The 19,115-nt window shown below is 53.7% G+C and carries 10 protein-coding genes; 7 read left to right on the forward strand and 3 right to left on the reverse strand.

All coding sequences use genetic code 11. From position 1 onward, the window contains the following. Positions 1–100: 100 nt before the first annotated feature. The 3 genes from K239x_RS22470 to K239x_RS22480 all read left to right on the forward strand — a co-directional run bounded on the left by K239x_RS22470 (position 101) and on the right by K239x_RS22480 (position 4,822). A complete protein-coding gene (locus K239x_RS22470) occupies positions 101–3,067 on the forward strand; it encodes a hypothetical protein (protein WP_145420600.1) in 2,967 nt (988 codons plus the stop codon). 29 nt (positions 3,068–3,096) lie between these two features. Next, entirely contained in the window at positions 3,097–3,411 is a 315-nt protein-coding gene (locus K239x_RS22475; protein WP_145420601.1) for a YkgJ family cysteine cluster protein, read from the forward strand. Between the two features lie 73 nt (positions 3,412–3,484). Then, positions 3,485–4,822 (forward strand): isoaspartyl peptidase/L-asparaginase, encoded by a 1,338-nt coding sequence (locus K239x_RS22480; RefSeq protein WP_419189278.1) that lies wholly within the window; start codon positions 3,485–3,487, stop codon positions 4,820–4,822. Between the two features lie 32 nt (positions 4,823–4,854). Here the strand turns inward: K239x_RS22480 and K239x_RS22485 are convergent, their stop codons facing one another. Both K239x_RS22485 and K239x_RS22490 read right to left on the reverse strand, forming a co-directional pair. Beyond that, positions 4,855–5,364 carry a hypothetical protein gene (locus K239x_RS22485; RefSeq protein WP_145420603.1) on the reverse strand — a complete coding sequence of 170 codons (510 nt, stop codon included), beginning with the start codon at positions 5,362–5,364 and terminating at the stop codon, positions 4,855–4,857. 197 nt (positions 5,365–5,561) lie between these two features. Beyond that, entirely contained in the window at positions 5,562–7,586 is a 2,025-nt protein-coding gene (locus K239x_RS22490; protein WP_419189279.1) for a sialidase family protein, read from the reverse strand. A 236-nt stretch (positions 7,587–7,822) separates the two neighbouring features. On the opposite strand from K239x_RS22490, the gene K239x_RS22495 reads away from it, so the two are divergent. From K239x_RS22495 to K239x_RS22510, 4 genes are all read left to right on the forward strand, one after another. Beyond that, positions 7,823–10,084, forward strand: a complete 2,262-nt coding sequence (locus K239x_RS22495; protein WP_145420605.1) for a DUF1549 and DUF1553 domain-containing protein — start codon at positions 7,823–7,825, stop codon at positions 10,082–10,084. Between the two features lie 14 nt (positions 10,085–10,098). Continuing rightward, positions 10,099–12,171, forward strand: a complete 2,073-nt coding sequence (locus tag K239x_RS22500) for a serine protease (RefSeq protein ID WP_419189280.1) — start codon at positions 10,099–10,101, stop codon at positions 12,169–12,171. Further along, positions 12,168–13,589 carry a DUF1501 domain-containing protein gene (locus K239x_RS22505; RefSeq protein ID WP_145420606.1) on the forward strand — a complete coding sequence of 474 codons (1,422 nt, stop codon included), beginning with the start codon at positions 12,168–12,170 and terminating at the stop codon, positions 13,587–13,589. Before K239x_RS22500 ends, K239x_RS22505 begins: the two co-directional genes overlap by 4 nt. Before the next feature lie 311 nt (positions 13,590–13,900). After that, positions 13,901–18,448 (forward strand): serine/threonine-protein kinase, encoded by a 4,548-nt coding sequence (locus K239x_RS22510; protein WP_419189281.1) that lies wholly within the window; start codon positions 13,901–13,903, stop codon positions 18,446–18,448. Positions 18,449–18,596: 148 nt separating this feature from the next. Here the strand turns inward: K239x_RS22510 and K239x_RS22515 are convergent, their stop codons facing one another. Next, on the reverse strand, positions 18,597–18,902 hold the full coding sequence (locus K239x_RS22515) for a TFIIB-type zinc ribbon-containing protein (protein WP_145420607.1): 306 nt from the start codon (positions 18,900–18,902) through the stop codon (positions 18,597–18,599). Positions 18,903–19,115: the final 213 nt, after the last annotated feature.

Here is a 19,115-nt window from a genome sequence, read left to right on the forward strand (position 1 = left end):
ATAAATCGGCGATGCGTCGAAAAACTGCGCATCACTGTGTTGGCGAGGGGCTCCCGTTAAGGTTAAGCCACCTCACTCCCATCAAAAAACCGGGTTCGCGATGAAAATTTGGAAATCAGTTAGTCGATCGATTCAATCCGCGTGTTTGCGCCGGCGAACTGGCAAATGGGCCTGCGGCGCGTCGTTGATGCTCGCTTGTCTGGTGGGACTGGCATTGCCAGCAGTTGGCCAAGACCGATCACCAAAGCCAAGCGACACGGTGGTGGCAGCTGAAAAACAGTGGGAGTATTTCTCCGTCGACGCGGCTGAGTTGGTCGCGGGATTCGATCAGTCCAAAATCGCATCGGATCCACCCATATTGAAGGCTTCGTTTTATCAAAAGAAAAACGATCCGCGCGTCGTTGTTTCGGACGATTGCGAAGCTTACTTGCTGGAATCGAAGAAGCGGAACAATGAATACAAGGGCTACCGCATTCTTGGACGCAAAACGCGCGGTCAAGCTGTCACCGGCATGCTATTCAAACTGGCACGGCATCCCGACCATCCCAGCGAAACCGTATTGGCCAAGTTGGACTTTTCAGTCGCAGGCAACGTAAGTGGCACCGTCGATGCCAAGGATTTTCATCGTGCGAAAGGCGAGCACTTTCAGCGGCTTTGGTCATCGGAGTATGCGGGGGCGGCGATGTTCCGGAATCTCGCGATCGCGTCGATGAAAAAAGCTGGCGAAAAAGCCCAAGCCGTTGGCCCCAGTTGGCCGCTGCGGCGTGACCAAGGTGTTGATGCGACAATTAACATGATGTCGGGCGGTCGTGCGATTAGCGAAAACTTATCGCTCGACACCGAATTGGATGATCCCGACAACTATCGCGGAGAACTGATCGAACTTGCAGATGTTCGCGGTGTGACCGTCGACGCGATCGATTGGAGCGATCAATTGTCGGATCAGCCAACCGAGCTCGATCCGCTCGCCAAATTGGTTCGCGAAGATCAATACGCTGTTTTCCTGCCATCGTTTCAGTTACTTTCCGAAATGGTAGGCCGTGGCAGTGAGCTTGCTCGTCCGCTGGTTCACTGGTTTGAACCGCAGTCGCGAGTCACCGATGTGCTTGGGATGTATCAACGGCAACTTGGCTTGCCGCTCAATGGGCTGACGCGACAATTCGGTGGTGCACTGGTTGGCGAAGTCGCTGTGACGGGATCCGATCCGTATTTTCGCACCGGCACTGACATCGCGGTTTTGATGCAATCGGGACAACCCGAACTGCTCCATCAGTCGATCGTCGCGTTGGTCAGCGGGCAATCAGCGCTGCACCAGGATGTCAAGCAAATTGACCACAAAGTGGACGGACAGGTGTTTACCCAGTGGTCCAATCCTAGCCGCAAGTTTTGTAGCTTCGTCGCGGTTACCGATCACACCGTCGTCGTGACGAACTCGCTGCGTCAAATGCTGAGCGTACTCAAATGCGCTCGTGGCGATGCCGAATCGATGCACGATCTGGACGAGTACAAATTCTTTCGCCAACGGTACCCTCGCAATACGAAGAACCAAAAAGCACTGGTCGTTATCACTGATGGAGCGATTCGTCGTTGGTGTGGACCGCAATGGCGAATCAGTGCTTCACGCCGAACGCGAGCTCGAGCAACGATTGCGGAAGTTACCATGCAAAACGCGGATGCATTGGTAGGCGGACAGATCCAATCGGAAACTGTGATTCATCGTGATAGCGAACTGCCGCTCGCCGGCACGGTGAAATTGACTTCCACGGGGGTTCGTAGCGATGAATACGGAACCTTGGATTTTCAAACGCCGATTGTCGAAATGGATCTGACACGCGCGACGCAAAAGGAAGTTGATTTGTACAACCGGTGGCGGGTGCGGTATGAACGCCGCTGGCGACGTGTTTTTGACCCGATTGCGGTCGAAATCGGACTTCAAGATGACGAATTGACGGTGGACCTTACGGTGATTCCGATCGTAATCAATTCGGAGTATCGGCAGTGGCGACAGATCGTTGGTGATGCTCGATTGAAACCCGGCGCGGGTGATCATCATCCCGAATCGATCGCTTCGATTGATGTGGCCATCGATGTGAATACGCCGACTTTTAACTTTGCACGCATGTTTGTCCAGAGCCAAATGGGCGGCGTCAACGTGGATCCGTTTGGCTGGATCGATGGATCGGCGAGCGTTTACTTTGACTATGACGAAGAGTGGATGCGACGCTATGAAGCACGTGATCGCTGGGCGTTTCAATTCGAGGAGTTGGTCAACGATCTTCCCATCGGTTTTCACGTGCCGTCCAAAGACTCGTTGCGGCTGACCGCATTTGTCGTGGCGATTCGGTCGTTGCAAAGTCAATTTGCTCCCAATACGATTCGCTGGGGATCAGCAAAGTACAAGGAATTTGAATACGTTACTGGCCAACCCATCGATCGAATCTTTGAAGGGCAAGAAGAAACGCCGACGCTCTACTATGTCACGTTGCCTGACGGTATTACCCTGAGCGGTAACCAAGGCGTGATTGAGCGAACGATCGATCGCTACATCAAGCGGAGCGCTGCAGCCGTCAGGGGGAAGAAAGATGGCAACAAAAAGGATGCTCCCAAAGGCGACGGCAATGACATTGCGACGCTGGCCGACGACACCGAGCCAGCCGTCGTCGATCCGGCTAAACTTTTGAATCCGCAGATGGTGATGAACGTCACTGGGCAAGCGGCTGAAGCAATGACGCAGACGAACTATCGCGGCGGGCTTTTGCGCACCCACAAGATCGCGTGGAGCAATTTGCCGATTTTGAATTATCTACGCAGTCGTTATCCTGATCGTAATCCCATGGAAGTGTACAGCCAACTGTTTGGACAAACATTAGTGGAGCCTACCGGCGGGGACTACCTGTGGAACGAACAACAGGCGACCTACTATTCCAGTCATCACGGCTATCACTTGGATCCGCAGGCCGGTCCTATTTTGGCTAATACGTTTGGCGACGAAGATAGCGTCCGAACTACCTTTTCATTTCAAAACGGCGGAATTCGAGCCACGATGAACATAGCGGATCGCGAGTGAGTCGAGCGACTTCATCGAAACGAAAAACGTTGCCCGTTGTCGTCGATTGCCAGGGCTGTGGTGCGTGCTGCCAGCACATGGGGTACCCCAGTTATGTCGTCACTGACAGCGGCGAAGCGACGGAAGAGCACTGGCTGACGATGCCGGCAAAGCTTAAGTCGGAATTGCTGGAATTCATGGCTTCGTACGACGAGCCCAGCGACGGTGAACTGGACGACGTCTGTTGTTGGTACGATGCTAGTCTCCAGCGATGCAAACATCATCAGCACCGACCCAACGTGTGCCGCGACTTTGAAATCGGCAGCCAAGACTGCTTGGGTTGGCGAAAAGTGTATTCGTCGTAAATAGTAAATCGCCGTTGCCTTACGGAAGAAATCGATGCGCATCATTCTTAGCCTTTTCCTCGCCGTCTTTTTTATGAATCTCAGTCCAAGCTCTGCTGATGAACCTTCCGTGCAATGGGCCATTGCGATTCACGGCGGTGCTGGTGGAAATCCTGCCAAGTGGGAAGACCGCAAAAGGGCGGCTCGAAAGGAAGGGCTTGAAAAAGCTCTGTCGGCGGGAAAGGCCGTTTTGGAGTCTGGTGGTGAAGCAATGGACGCGGTCGAGGCAGCGATTCGTGTGCTAGAGGACGACGCAAGTTTCAACGCGGGCCGTGGTGCCGTGCTGACTGAAGACGGTAAAGCCGAATTGGATGCGTCAATCATGGACGGAAAGACAAGGGCTTGCGGCGCGGTCGCTGGCGTGACCCGGACCAAGAACCCGATTGGCTTGGCTCGTTTAGTGATGAGCCAAACGAAACATGTTTTGCTGGCCGGCCCTGGCGCCGATGAATTTGCAGAAGAACAAAAGGTGCCGTTGGTCAAACCAGATTACTTTCTTAGCAAATTTGACAATTCCTACCGACGCAAAAACAATCTAGCAGCTGATGCTTCGGAACCACATTTCGGGACCGTCGGCTGCGTTGCCCTGGATCAGTCCGGCAATCTCGCGGCGGGAACCAGTACTGGCGGCACTGCCCAAAAACTGCCCGGACGTGTCGGAGATTCTCCGATTGTTGGCGCGGGCACTTACGCCTCCAACGACACGTGTGCGGTATCGGGCACGGGCGTCGGCGAAGAGTACATTCGGCATTCGGTTGCTTACGACATCGCGGCGCAAATGCGTTATGCGAATCGATCTCTGGAAGATGCGGTGACAGAAGTGATGACGCAGCGACTGGAGCAAGGAGTCGGCGGATTGATAACCGTATCTCGCACCGGCAAGATCGAAATGCAGCACAATACGCCAGGGATGAGCTGTGGTGCAGCGGATAGTACGGGGCGATTCGACACCCATCTAAAACTTGCGGCAGAACCCGACGCCGGCGAGGATCGTGAAAATGCAGAGCGAGTCATTGCTGCCATTATTCACCAGCAAGCTTCGGACTGGAGTGATGGTGATCTTGATGCGTTTATGAAACCGTACTGGCGCAGCGACAACTTGACGTTTTCCTCGGGAGGAAAGGTGACGCGGGGATTTGATGCCACGTTGGCAAGCTACCGAAAACGCTATCCCGACAAGGCCACGATGGGCATGACGACATTTTCCGATTTGGAGTTTCTGAAATTGGGCGATGATGCGATGCAAGTCATTGGCACCTGGAAACTCGATCGCGACAAGGATCCGATCGGTGGTAAGTTTACACTGGTGTTTAAACGAATTGATCACGCATGGAAGATCGTCCACGACCACACTTCGTTGTTAGCCAAGTAGCACTTGCCAAGCAGTAGCTGACAATCGTTCGCTTATTTTAAGGTAAGCGAAACGACACGCCCGTTTTTCTGCAGATTAGTGCTGAATTGGATTTCGGCGATCACGCGGGTATCTTCGTAACCGACGATGCTGATGTTGGGGGGCGTCGTGTAGCCGGACCCTGATTCGATAATTTCGATACCGACGACTTTGTCATTCTGAATCGTGGCTTTGGCGGTGGCTGGCACAAACGTCCAGATCTCACCGTCCTGTGGGCGGTATCTGTAGTAGTTGGAAACTTCGTCCAGGCGGTTGTTAGTAACCCCGTGCTTTCCCAGTGCGTCCATCAGGATTTTCTTGTTTGCACGTGCGTGTGACGGCGACGGTGGACCGCTCTTGGCTGGGGTGACACCACTGAAAGCGTCGCGGAAAACTTTGGGCGTCACTCCCAACGCGTTCCCAATCAACACGACCGGTCGACCGCGATCTTGTGGATCGGTTTCAACGCCGCCCGTGATGACGACTGAGCCCACGTTCGTTGGTTTCTTAGAGGTGGCTGCCATTTGATCAGGATGGATCTGCGAGGACGAATCGGTACATCCGATGAAAAGCGCGGTGGATGAAAGGAACAATGCAGCAGTCGCGAGTCTCATTAGTTCGGACGCCCTTTTCCGCTGGGACAGAAATGGCCAAGGTAAAGAAAACGACTCGCCACGACATCATCCACCGTAGTTGTCAAGAATGAGCTGAAACCGATCGCTCATTTCTCGCTCTGCACACCCACATCGCCAATCTGCTGAAGGACGTGCTCCAGTCCCTGCAAATTCTGCGTCAGAACCACTTCGGTGTCCAAGTCATGGCGATGATCCAAAATGCCGATTGGACCTTGGTACTGGCTGTTCAGGACGCTCTTGATCATTTGCGCTTCAAACTTTCCGCTGCCGATGGACCTAATCTTGTGCTGCTGTTGGTGGACGTCGAATTCCTCGGGGCTGACCATCCCGTTCAGATTCAAGCAAAAAAGATAGGGTTTCATCTTCGCAAATCCCGTTGCGAAGTCGATGGTTCGATCGTGCGCGTGGTGAAAGTTGTAGACAATGCCGACATGATCGGCGTCGTGAACCGTCTGAAGGTGTTCGCACAATGCGACCAGGTTTTCCGGCATTCCACCCCAGCCACCGTGGTTGTAGAGCCCCAGTTTCAGCCCCAGTTTGCCAGTTTTTTTGACAAGCGGAAGCAGTTTGGCGGCCGCCATTTCGATGCGTGCTTGCTGCGTTTCGGCTTCGGGTGAAGGCGCCGTCGTCCAGATCTGAGGTTGGATGTTGTGTTTCTTGATCAATAGTTCAAATGAATCGTGCCACGACCAAAAGGCGAAAAACTCAATGTCGTGCTTTTTATATTCCAGAATCTCATCTTCAAACTCGCCGATGTGTTCTTTTCGCCAATCGTAGGCAATGCGTCGAATGCCTAAGTCGTGAACCATTTCAGCTCGCTCGGCCGGTCCTCGCTTCTTGGCATCGAACGGCACGATGCACCAAGCGACCAAGTTGTTCTTTGCAAAATTGCTTGACGCTGACGGTGTAGTGCTGACATTTTGATAGCCGCCGTAGGGACTCTGAAGTCGGTCGTCGCCCCCGGTTAACTGCTCTAGCGTCAGACGCACGAAGCGGACTTCCTTGTACCCCGGTTCATAGAGAATACCGATGCTGCCATCGCGAAGGATTGTCAATTCGCTGTAGGCGGATGGTCCTGCATCGATAACTTTGCCGTCACTCCACGACATGCCGTCGTCATAGCTGATTCGGAGTGTCAGGTTTTTGCGTCCTTTGGGCGATGCAGCGTTACAAAAGAGAAGTCGATTCTTTTGGTGCCCGTCCTGTCGCGAAGTCATAGCAAGGATGCTGGCGTTGCATCGTGGGTCCGTCAGCCCAAACGGTTGTGTGCTCCATGTCTTTCCGCCGTCGAGTGAACGGTGTTCGAAACGCTTGCCGACTTCTTTTCTGGAATTGACCAGTAATGAATCGTCGGATAGCTGAACCAGTTTTGATTCATCACCTAGTTGCAAATCGGCAAAGGATTGCCACGTCGCTCCGTGATCTTTGCTGCGAAAAAGGGTGACGCCATCGCCGACGCGAACGTAGTTGTGCATTAACACGCCGTCGCGAGTTTGGATGCCGCGACCGGACGTCACAAACTTGAAGCTGTCCTTCAATTCACTGCCGGCGACTTGGTCCGTAAAATCAATCGGTTTGCCCCAGGTCACGCCATGATCGCGGCTTCGGTGCATGACGAAACGAAACTCTTTATCGGACTTGTCGGCGGACATGAAGTTGTAGAAACAAATTACTTCGCCAGTCGTTCGGTCGACCACAAGCGACGGATCGCTGCAACCGCCGTCGTCCCGGTGTTCTAGCTTTTTGATGGGGGACCACGTTTCACCGTTATCGGTGCTGCGCCGATAAACGATGTCGATTGTCCGGTGGTGTATCAAGTCAGCAGCACTGTTTCGTCGTGCATCGCATGCTGCGATCAGATCACCATTGGTTGCAGTGACAATCGCTGGAATGCGATACGTGTGAGTGTCGTTTTGACCGGATACAAACAGCGATCGTGTATGCAGCGGCGATTCTCCGTCGCGATTGGCTTCTTCTGCAGTCGCACTGCTGCCCAAGAGACTGCCCGTCAATGGATTGCCAGCCAATGCGCAGCACACAACTGCCACGAAGCACATCAGGATGTTTAAGCCAGCGGCATTTTCTCTGCGAATGAGCATCGATTTTTTCATGGTTGGCGGTTGGATTGGCAACATTGATTGAACAGCGAGACGTGTTGGACGAAGGCTAGAGAGTGGTAAAAGTCCGCAAATTCGCATGGCTGATAGTCTGAATTGGACTCGGCATCAGGCTTTCACTACTCTGTAGGGGCTCGCCGATGGTGAGTCCTGCCCAAAATCCTACCACCAGAATGTCTCGTCGGTTCGTGTGATGCGAACGATCGTCGAGTGTTTCCACTGCGAGAGCCATGTTCCACCGCAGTCTCTGTCGAACCGTTCTGTCCTGCGCCCGCTCGCTTTTTGTCGGCGCGGTCGTCGTTACGTTGCCACTGTGCGGTTTGCTGATCAATGCTTCGTCCAGCGCCGCTTTGGAACCGACAGTCAGTTTTGCCAACGATGTGATGCCCGTTCTGACCAAAGCGGGTTGCAATACGGGTACCTGTCATGCCAAAGCGGGCGGCGGACAAAATGGATTCGAGCTTTCATTGTTGGGGTTCGAGCCTTTGGAGGACTACGAGCATTTAACTCGCGAAGGGAAGTCGCGTCGGCTTTTCCCCGCGTCGCCCGATCGTAGCTTGCTCTTGTTAAAAGCGACCGGCCGTGTGACGCATGGCGGTGGTGTTCGTTTGTTGATTGACTCACCAGAATACGCGACGATCCGCGATTGGATTCAGCAAGGCACGCCGCTGGCAGTGGACGATGAGCCGTCGTTGCAGTCGGTCACCGTTGAACCGCCTGATGCAAAATTTGCGCCCAACGAAGTTCAATCGCTAAGAGCATTTGCCCATTACGATGACGGCAGCACACGCGATGTTACTTCGCTGTCCCTGTTCGAATCAAACGACGTCGGCATGGCCACGGTAGACGAACTGGGCCAGGTTCAAGCCGACAAGGTTCCTGGCAGATTTTCGGTCATGGTGCGTTACCAAGGACGGGCCGCCGTTTTTGCAGGGTCCGTGCCAATGGATGCGGTCATTGAAGAACTGCCTCCGGTGAATAATTTTGTCGATCAACATGTTTTTGAAAACCTACGTGAACTTGGGATTCCCACGTCGGCGATAGTCGATGACGCAACGTTTTTGCGCCGCGTTACGCTGGACATTGCGGGCCGTCTGCCTACCCAGGACGAAACGGCCGCGTATCTCAAGAGCGAAAGTGAAACTAAACGAAATGAACTGATTGACCGACTGCTTGGCGGTGCTGGCTACGCTGATTATTTCGCAAACAAGTGGACGACGTTGCTGAAGAATCGCCGCGATGCGAAAAGCGACCTGATGTCAAATTTTGCTTTTCACGCTTGGATTCGCGATAGCTTGCTGGAAAACAAACCCTACGACGAACTGGTGCGTGAGCTGCTGGCCGCGACCGGCACCGTGATCGCTAACCCCGCCACGGCTTGGTACAAGCGAGTAAAAGATCCCAAGGAACAGCTCGAAGACGTCGCGCAGTTGTTCCTAGGCGTGCGCATGCAATGTGCGCAGTGTCATCACCATCCATTCGAGCGTTGGAGCCAAGATGATTACTACGGATTGGCGGCCTTTTTCAGCCAAGTGGGACGCAAGCCGACCAGCATGCCGGGCGAGAATTTGGTTTATCACAAACGAGGTGTTGCCGGTTCCATCAACCCTCGCTCACGCGAAACGATTCGGCCCGCTGCGTTGGGGGATTCGGTCGGCCAGATCGGTCCCGACGAAGACCCGCGACTGCGTTTCGCAAATTGGATGGCGTCGCCGGAGAATCCGTTCTTTGCCAAAGCGGTCGTGAATCGTTACTGGAAACACTTTTTCAAACGCGGACTGATCGAGCCCGAAGACGACATCCGCGACACGAATCCGCCCACGAATCCTGCATTGTTGTCGGCCTTGGAAGAACACTTTGTTGCCAGCGGTTACGACCTCAAAGAATTGGTGCGGACGATCACTCGGTCGACGGCTTATCAGCTCAGTTCCGAGCCGAATCGCTTCAATATCGCCGACCGCCAAAATTACTCGCGTTTCTATCCGCGACGCGTTCAAGCGGAGGTTCTACTGGATTCGATTGATCATTTGACCGGTGCGGAAACGGCATTCGCAAATTTACCTGCCGGAACGCGCGCGGTCGCTTTGCCAGACAACAGCTACAACAAGTCGTCGCCGTTCTTGAAAGTTTTTGGGCGGCCTGAGAGCACGAGTGTGTGTGAATGTGAACGAGTTCAATCGGCAAGCCTTTCGCAGAGTTTGCACCTAATCAATGCGTCCGATATCAAATCGAAACTGCAAGTCGCGTCAGGCCGAGTGGCCAAGTTGGCGAAGGCGGAATTGCCGATGGAGGAACGCATCGGCGAGCTCTATGCCGTGGCGTTTTCTCGCCCACCCAGTGATGCGGAGCTGACAACGGCTCAGGCCTATCTGAATGAGTCACGGCAAGAGAAGAACGGCAAGCCGATGAGTTCAGTCAAAGCTGTCCAGCAAAATATGCAGGACTTGATTTGGGCACTGATCAATACAAAAGAATTTTTGTTCAATCACTAGGAGCGTTGCATCGAATGATGGCTGTCCTTGAAGACCGAATGTCCAAAATCGCTTTGTTGCTGACGTGTGGCGCTGCGTTTTTTGCGAACGGCGCGTCGGCGCAATCCGTTTGTCTGCCGCTGCCGCGGTTGTTGACGGTGACTCCGATGGGCGCACAAACCGGCCGCGTCACTGAAGTGGTCATCACAGGCGAATCGATCGAAGAAGCCGCGGAACTGGTGTTTTCGCATCCTGGTATTTCTGCCAAGCCGAAGGTCGCCGACGATGGAAAAGTAATGGCGAACACTTTCGTGGTTGACGTCGCAGGCGATTGTGACATTGGTGTCTACGAAGCTCGTGTCATGACGCGATTGGGATTATCCAGCCCCAGAGCGTTCAGTGTTGGTGATCTTAAAGAAGTCAATCAGACAAAAGCGTCCGCGACTTTGGAGACAGTGGTCCCCGTCGATGTCAATTCGATCTGCAATGCGGCTGTCGGACCACGCCAAGTAAATCACTATTCGTTTTCAGCTACCAAGGGGCAGCGTGTTGTCATCGACTGCGCTGCCAATGGAATCGATTCGAGGCTCAATCCCGTCATTATCTTGGCAGACAGCAACGGGAGCGACTTACGTGCGGAGCGACGTGGTGGCGTCATCGATTACACATTCGATGCTGACGGGAAGTACGTGGTGAAGGTTCACGATCTGACGTTTAGTGGCGGGCCCCACTTTTTCTATCGCCTGTCGATACGCGAGGTTCTGGCTGATACGCCGGATGATCAGCCGGTCGAACGGTTGGCGTCGACGCGGTCGGTTCAATCGCACTCGTGGCCACCCGCTGGATTGCCAGCGAAAGCCGCGTTGGCCGAAATCGAACCGAACGACACAGCGGATCAAGTTCAGAAGATCGAATTGCCTTGTGATATCGCAGGACGGTTTTACCCGGCCGCGGATGTCGATCGTTTTCAGTTCAGTGCAAAGCAGGGTGAGGTCTGGTGGATCGAAGTTGCTTCGGAGCGACTGGGGCGACCGACTGACCCGACCGCTGTGGTTCAACGGGTTTCAGTCAAGAATGGCGTCGAAACGACTGACGATGTGATCGAGCTGACGGACATTCCTAGTCCGGTCAAGTTGTCGACCTACGCTTACACCTACAATGGACCGCCGTACAACTCCGGTTCAACGGACATTCTGGGCAAACTGGAAATTCCGCAAGACGGCGTCTACCGATTGCAGTTAAACGATCTGCTGGGTGGAACCCGCACGGACCCGCGATGCGATTATCGAATGGTCATTCGCAAAGCATCGCCGGATTTTTCCATTGTGATGTGGGGGCTGCACATGCAATTGCGAAACGGTGACCGTAACGCCCTGTCAAAACCGTTGGCCCTGCGTGGCGGAGATACCAGAGCAATGGAAGTCGTGGCGATCCGGCGTGACGGGTTCAAGGGACCGATTCAATTGGCACTCGAAAATTTGCCGGACGGTGTGACAGCGGAGGGTTTGACGCTGGGGACAGGTCAATCACAAGGAACGCTGTTGGTGACCGCCGCCGAGGGAGCTCCGCGCGGGTATCAGATGGCCAAGTTTGTCGGGCGGGCAACGATCGATGGTCAGTTGGTTCAGCGCGTCGGGCACGCAGCATCCATGGCTTGGCCGGTTCGCAACGCACGAGACGAAGTGACTCAGCCACGGCTGTTGGTCCAGATTCCGGTTTCGGTCGGTGGCGAAGAAGTTGCACCGATCACGATCGCAGCAAAAGAAGAAAAAGTCTGGGAAGCCAAGGTTGGCGAAAAAATCAAAGTTCCGCTGATTCACCTTCGACGCGGCGAATTTTCAGGGGCCAACATTGGGATGAAGACGTTTGGAGCTGGTTTTGAAAGGAACCCCAAATTTGATCTTCCCATTGCCAAAGATCACAGCGAAACAATTTTGGATTTGGCCGCTTTGAAAACCAAACCAGGTGACTATACCGTCGCGTTTTATGGCGGTGCCGTTGCGAAGCATGTCGACGGCGGTGGTGCAAACGCGAAGCCCAAAGACATCGCCGAGATCATTGTTTCTCAACCCATTTCGATTCGTGTCCTGCCTGCGGAAACACCATGACCAAATTATCGAAAGAACACCGTTGCTGTGGACCGGAATCGATTGCAACGCCAACTCGCCGCAGTTTCATGCGGTTCGGCATTGCGGGCTTCACTAGCCTGAGTCTGCCGGGCATGCTGCGCCTGCGGGCGGCTAGTCCGGAGGTCACGCCCAAGAAGAAAGCCGTGATCATGGTGTGGAAACCCGGTGGCTGTTCGCATATCGACACCTACGATCCCAAACCGGATGCGCCGGTGGAGTATCGAGGTCCCTTCGGAACTATCGCGACCAAAGTGCCTGGGATGCGGTTTACAGAACTGTTGCCGCGGCAAGCTGCGATCGCGGATAAGTTCACGGTGCTACGCAGCATGCATCAAACAGCGGGCGGCCATCCTGCCGGTTCGATGCAGATGTTTTCGGGGGACAAGGATACGCGAGACAAGCCTAAACCGAAGTATCCCGATTGGATGTCAGTCGCAAACTATCTACGTAGCCAAGAATCGCCACGCACCAATCCGTTACCAGCTTACGTGTCGCTCAATACGGCCACGACTTACAACGGACCAGCTTACCTAGGGGACGCTTACGGTCCATTCGGTGTCAACGGAGATCCGAACAAGCCGAATTTTGTGGTGCCGAATATCGGTCTTTCTGATCAAAGCGAAATTGAACGTTTGCAGCGCCGCATTTCACTTCGCGAGAAACTGGACACGCTTCACCGGCAGTTCGACACTTATGGCGAACTGGGAGCGTTGGACGAATTCGAAACGCAGGCAATGACCTTGCTGACGAATCCCAAAACCAAGGTCGCCTTTGACTTGACGAAGGAAGACGACAAAACACGTGATCGATATGGCCGCAATACTTGGGGACAGCAACTCTTGTTGGCCCGTCGGTTGGTCGAAGCCGGGGTCGATGTATTGACGTCCAGTTTGCGCGGCCCGCTTTGTGGCCGAGTCAGCAACTGGGATGACCACGCCGTGAATCATCACGTGTTTGACGCGATGCGATTTCGGGCGGCCGCTTACGATCAAGCAGTCACTGCGTTGATCGAAGACATCTACCAGCGAGGTTTGGACGATCGCGTGCTCGTCGTTGTAACGGGCGAATTTGGCCGCACACCCAAGATTAACTATCAGCCCAGCACGGGCGCTGGCAACGCAAGCGCGGCCGCCGGCACCAAGCAACCCGGTCGCGATCACTGGCCGCGAGCGTTTTCCAATATTTGGGCCGGCGGCGGGATCGAAACGGGCCGCTTCATCGGGGCCACCGACAGATTGGGCGAAGACGCTATCGAAAGTCGATGCAGTGCTCACGACTTTTTGGCGACGATTTATCACCACCTAGGGATTGATTCGTCCAGCGTCTTTATCAAGGACTTCAACGGACGCCCAACGCCGATCGTCGATGGTGGGAAACCGATTCGAGAGTTGATTTAAGAATCCGTCGCGGTCCTTGCAGTGGCTTACTGCACTACGTCAACACGGTGACCAAGACGATTGCCAGCTCGATCCGCGATCAACTGCGTTGTTTGGTTTTTCACGCGAACGATCGGGCGTCGCGCCTGTTGAGCAACGCGTTTGGTAGTCGGGGGCGAGTCTCAGGCACAACTTGCGAACAAAGTCCTGGTCGCAGCAGTTCGCTTTGTCCGAAGGCCCTCACGTAGTGATACGATATCACTCTCTGCTATCCACCGGTCGCGAGCACTTTGCGTCGCCCGAGGCAACCGTCACTCTGCGGAAATGAAACCTTGGATTTTCCTGGCGAAATTGATGAAGACGCCATTGAGCGTTTCGAGCGTGAGTGGTCCGCCGGAAGTGAACCGTCAATCGATGATTACGTTCCATCACGAACAAATTCACGCTTTGCTGGGACGCTAGAAAAGTTAATCGCCATCGACTTGGAAAACCGATGGAAGCGACCTCAGAGCGACGCGAATCAGGCAACCTTGATTCAACCTTCGGGAGTCGAAAGTTACGCTAGTCATCTTGGCGAATTAGATGACCAGGGCGCCATTCACCGGTTAGCCAAGCATGAGTTTATTGTTCGACGTAAATTCGGAGACCAACCAACCGTTGAGTCCATGGTCGCCCGTTTTCCATCGTTGAAGCAGGTGTTCATCGAACTGGATCGTGAATACCCCGTCCGGAAATTTGATCCCCCGGTCCAGCAAGAATCCAGCTATCCCGTCGTTGAGAACTATACGATCACCCGGCCCTTGGGCGAAGGTGGAATGGGAAGCGTCTATCTGGCGGAACAGACCTACCCGCTGCGCCGGTCTGTGGCTTTGAAAGTCATTCGCAGCGGCATCGATACCAACGATGTCATCGCCCGATTTGAGGCAGAGCGCCAGGCGTTGGCCATGATGGATCATCCCAACATCGCCAAAGTTCTTGATGGTGGCGTGACGCAAAGTGGATTGCCGTTCTTTGCGATGGAACTCGTCAATGGCACGGCGATCACGGAATTTTGTGATCGTCAGCGATTAGTGATCAATGATCGTTTGAATCTTTTCGTCCAGACCTGCCACGCCATCCAGCATGCTCATCAGAAAGGGATTCTTCATCGCGATTTGAAACCCTCCAATATTTTGGTCGCAATGAGTGACGGCAAGCCAACGGTGAAGGTGATCGACTTTGGATTGGCAAAAGCACTGCAAGATCAGACAGTCTTGACCGACCGCACGGTCAACACGCAGTTCGGACAGATCGTTGGAACTCCGCAGTACATGAGCCCGGAGCAATCACGATTGAATCCTGCCGATGTTGATACTCGCAGTGACGTGTATTCCCTCGGCATCATTCTTTACGAACTGCTCACAGGCGAACCGCCGCTCACGCAAAAGCAATTACAGTCCAAGGCGATGGATGAGGTTATGCGAGCGATTCGAGAGGTCGACCCGCTCAAGCCAAGCTCCCGTGTCATGCGACTGACTAGTCCGAGCACCAGTTCGATCGGCGACTTGCCCAATTCGCGAGTGAAAAATTTGTTGCAGGGCGAGCTTGACTGGATTGTCATGCGGTCCTTAGAAAAAGATCGCGAGCGGCGATATGAGTCGCCCCTGGCTTTTGCTCAAGACCTTGTGCGCTTTGAAAACAATGAGCCCGTCGCCGCAGGTCCGCCGTCGGCGATTTACCGAATGCGCAAATTTGCGAGGCGATACGCGGGACCGCTTGCTGCGGCGACAACTTTTTTGGTTCTGATAATTGTAGGCGCCATCAGTATCAGCTGGCTTGGATTGCGAGCGATCGATGCAGAGCGGGAAGCGAGAGAGAATTTGGATGCTTCCAATATTCAACGCGCTCTGGCAATTAGCAACGAAAGGAAAGCCGAAGCATTGGCCCTTCGTAGCCAAAAGCAAGCCGCTTCGCTTGCACTGCGTCAAGCGGAAACGTCGATGGCAAGCTTGGACACGGCGCGAGGCTTGGCGTGGTATGCCAATGCGTTGCAGACCGCTCCAGAGTCACAGCTCGCGATCCGTCGGACTGCCCGCCAGAATATTTCTGCTTGGTCCAGGCGACTTTCCAGACCCGAAAAGTCGCGAAGAATACACGACAAATTCAGTGCGTACGCGATTGAAGTCAATCTGCCCGTTCAGAAAGTTGGGAGTCGATTGCTGTGTCGATTTCCTGTTGTGGCTGAAACGGACTTGGAGCAGGGGGCTGATTTCGACGTTGCTGATGAGCCTTCGGAGCTCGATCTGTTTTCAGGGCCGAATAGCCCCTGCGAGTACTCGGTGCTTGATGAGCAAACTTTGGAAACACTTGGGATTCCAGTTCAACCGCAAGGTGCCTACTTGAAGCACTGGGTCGTCGGGGAACCGTCGAAACTAGTCACACTTCACTACACATCTCAGACGCTGCCAGAGGCAGCAAATTCTGGCAGTGCTGAATCCTTTGCGATCAGGCAACATGGCAAACGTTCGTACGCGCCGGAATTTCGCTCGTATCGTGGAGAGATCGTCGTGCAGACCTGGGATTTGAATTCGGGCAAAGAAATATCGCCGCCCATTCGTTTTCTGGGCGTTTGCGATGTTGGAGAATCCTTTTCCTTTTCCCGCTCCAATGTAGAGATTGATACGGACGGTCGCGTGCTTTTTTTTCACGATCGATTGCAGCAAATGGGAAAGGTATGGTCGCTCGAAACGGGTGAACTCATTGGAGAATTCACCGCGTCGATGCACGCTGATATGAATCGCGATGGCACTCGTTGCGTTTCGTATGGCGAAGACAACGTCGTTCGCGTCTTTGCGATCAAGAAAACCTCCATCGATTCGATCCGTGAATTCAATTCCGTGAGTAATCTGCAGGCAGTCCTTTCCTCCGATGCCAACAGTTTTGCAAGCCGGGACGCCGTTCTTGCCATCGACGATGATCGACATCTTCACGTTTGGGCTCGGAATGGTAACCACTATTCGACGCCCCTCTCCTATGCCGCTACCGGTTTTGGGTTTTGTCAGTCGTCGGTGTTTATCCAGTCCGTTGATCAGGAGGTCACGCAGTGGAAATTTGCGATCGATCAACAGAAAACTCTCGTCCCAGCTGGCAGTGGCGGGCAGGTCGCCATTCTCGAAGGGGGCAAATACATTGCCGTTTCCAGCGACACGAGCTTGGATCTGTGGGACCCGCTGGCATCTGCTGTTGAACCCGTGGCGTCAGTTCAGTCAGTTGCGCAGCGATCGTTATCGAACGATGCGTTTGTGTTTGGATTAATGATGGTTGATCCGCAGCAGCATGCTGTCACGCGCGACTTTGATTCGGGCCAGTTGGGACTTATCGTCATTGACGAACAAGAAACAGATCAAAAGCTTCGCGCGCATGCGGTGCCCCTTCAATCCGATGGTTTTCAACTGTCCTTTTTTTCTGCGTACGATGCGAGACTGGGCCTCGTCAGTCAGTCAACCGTATCTGGCAAACTCGCGAATTTCGATGCGATGACTGGGCGGGTCCTTGGCTTTGCCGACGGGTTTCCCGAAGGTGACGTGGTTTTGCCGTTGGGTTTTACTTCCGACCATACGTCGCTTCTTGCGATGTCGATGCCGCAAAAACACCCAGGTCCGACGCGTGTGCATCGGATTCCCGTCTCGCGCGAGCGTGTCCGCGCTCGACTGAGAGGAATCTCTTCGCTTGATTTTGCCATTCATCCGGAATCGAGTGCAGTGATTTTGGACGACCAGCTATCGTCGATTGCCATCGCAGGTCGTCATGTCGTTGCAGTGGACAATTTCGGTGAGGTGACGCTGCATGATTTAGCAACGGGAGCAGAAAACAAGTTGATCGACCCGTTGGATCCAATCGATCTGTCCAGTGATCGCAACATGAACGTGCTTGCGAGTCATGATGGATCGCGATTTGTTCTCTATTCCAAGGAAAGTTTCCCTGGGAAGGCACGGCTTTGGGATGTTACCACGCGGAAACCCCGCGGACCAGAAATTGAATTTCGGGAACTCGACGACGCTGACCAAGGTCGCTTTGATGATTTAGGGACGCGATCGGTCTATTCAAATGATTTGACGCGAGCGTTCTTTCCTGCGAGTCGGGAGTTGGTCCACCTGGTGGATGGAATGAGAGTCGAATTGCCCTTTGGGAAATCTATCCAATGCCGACTTGCCGCTTTTTCTTTAGACGGCAAGCAGATTGCTGTCGCGTGCTCCGATCGTCGACTCAGGCTCTACGATACCGCTACCCTACAATTGCAATCGACGGCCGATTTTTCGAGCGAAGTTCTGTTCATGAACTACGTCAATGAAAATGAACTGGTGATGTGTACCTCGGACCGGAGGTGGGGAAGAGTAATCGATGGCAAGAAAAAAATCGAAGGCGGTGTATTGCCCGCAGCCATTCGAAGTGCCGTCTTGAGTCACGACCGCGCCATGCTTGCGACGGTTGCAAGTGATAGCTCCCTGCAAGTCTGGGACGTGGAAACGGGAGTAAAGGTTGGCCCCGGGCAACAGATTGCAAGTGATTTTCAGTCAATGAAATTTGCGCGAGACAATCGGGCCCTGTGCGTATTGTCGGGCAACGCCATTTCCTTCTACCCGATTTTCGATGGCAATTCGCTCAGTGACCGCAAGTTAACCGCTATGGTTTTATCGCAGTCCGATGCCGAGTTGGTTGACGGCCTAGTGCAAGAGAGGGACGTCGATCAAGGCACGCCCAAGACAACGGTTTTCAATTTGCACCGATCGTTCAGCATGGTTCTCCCCGAAGTCTGGAAGTTGTCCGCCAGCGAGACCGCCGCCCAATGGCCGTATCGAGTTTGGACGTCTCCGAAGGTCGGATTCGCAGAAAGTGAATGACGACCTTACTCGCGAATTTTCGTTAAGAAAACAAACTGCTCAGGCTAGCGAAGAATCCTTAGCGGACTTCGGCGGTCCCGCTAGCAGTTCGTTCGAAGAAGATTTCGAGTGCTTTGATTTCGCCGTCGTCCAACCAAACGCCGTCGCATTAAGGGCAAGTGTCGATAATGCATTGGGAGCAGTATTCTTGCTCTTTGCGTTCCATCTGTCCGTTGCAACTTGGGCAGTTGACTGGCGGATTTTGCTTGGCCAAAGCAACTGCATAGGCTTGATCAACTAAGTTGGAAAGCTGCGCAATTTCCTCGGTGTAGTCTCGTTCGGACAGGTTCTGAATGCGTTCAAGTTCGTTGCGGCCGAACCAATTGCCGCCGCAGTTTTCAAGTTTTGTCGATTTCAATACCGGCTTCATAAAGTCGTACGTGTCAGTTCGCCCTGAATCAACAGGGCACTTCATTTGAGATATCCTTGTTGAAAATCAGGACGTGGAGATCGCAAATTTGAACTCCTTCGCCGATGCGGCGGTGTATGGCCGCGGCATGATTGTAAGGCGTCATGTTGTCCGTCTCCAGCGGCAAGTAAATCAAAGTCACGATGCCGGGTATCAGTGTGGCAATCGAGTACAATGGCCTGGATCGGAAGCTTGGCTTTCTGTGTGAATCAGTTCCAC

This window comes from Stieleria marina (assembly GCA_007741555.1).
Classification (GTDB): domain Bacteria; phylum Planctomycetota; class Planctomycetia; order Pirellulales; family Pirellulaceae; genus K23-9.